The organism is Vibrio sp. 1249-1 (genome assembly GCF_033340495.1).
The window spans coordinates 1-915 of record NZ_JAWOWJ010000241.1 but is presented as its reverse complement, the minus strand read 5'-3'; the positions used below and the strand labels follow the sequence as shown (position 1 = coordinate 915).

Annotated in this window: 1 protein-coding gene; it reads right to left on the bottom strand. The window is 48.9% G+C overall.

Going from position 1 to position 915, the window contains the following annotated elements; genetic code table 11:
• On the bottom strand, window positions 1-908 hold a 908-nt coding region (locus R7Z50_RS25545), incomplete at its 3' end, for an alpha-amylase family glycosyl hydrolase (RefSeq protein WP_318149481.1).
• Window positions 909-915 lie beyond the last annotated feature (7 nt).

Genomic DNA, 915 nt, shown 5'->3' with positions numbered 1-915 from the left:
AAATCTTCTTCGTTACCGAAGTTCTCATCAATCTTGGTGAAATCGCGCGTCCAGTAGCCATGGTAAGCATAAAACGGGAATGAGCCACTATCGCCACCACCGACAAAGCCGTGCACTTGTTCAACGATTGGCGACAACCAAATCGCGTCTGTACCTAGGCTCTTGATGTAATCCAATTTCTCAATTACGCCTTTAAGGTCACCGCCGTGGAACGTGCCAACTTCATCTTTGCCGTCTTTTTTGCGACCATAACTGTTGTCGTTACTTGCGTCTGCGTTGTTGAAACGGTCAACCATCACGAAGTAAATGTTCGCGTTTCGGTAATCAAATGGCACCGCTTCTTTGGTTTTCTGCACAGGCTCTAGCAGCACTAGGCCGCCAGAGTCTTTACTTGGCGTCAGTGATACTTTCTGCTCTGTCACTTCAACCATTTGACCTGAATAAGCATCGCGTAACTTGGTGCCTTCAGGAAAGCTATCCCCCAGAGCGATCGTCACTTCTCCGCCTTGGTAAACCTCACATTGCACTTGCGGGATCGGGCGTTTAAATTCGGTTTTTGCTGCTTTTTTTGGCTCTCGCTTAAACAGCAACGTCTTAGCCGCGTCGTCATAAGCGAAGGAATAGTCGCCAGTAAAGCGAACTTTGAGTGGCAGTTCGGTCGGCTTGCCACAATTTAGCGCGATAGGTTTGTTGAACTTCACTTTCTGACCATCAGGTGCAACGCAGTCACCTTCAACGCCCGTGATTTTAAGCGTGTATCCGTCTTTGGTTAGAGGCACAACCAAAGGCTGCTCTGCACTTAGCGGGAAGTCACGGCTGTTGGTCGTGGTAGAAATGGTGATGTTTGGCTCGGCGATGGCACTTGCCGACGCAAGCAGTAAAGTAGTGGTAATCAGGTTCAGTTTCATCGTTCAG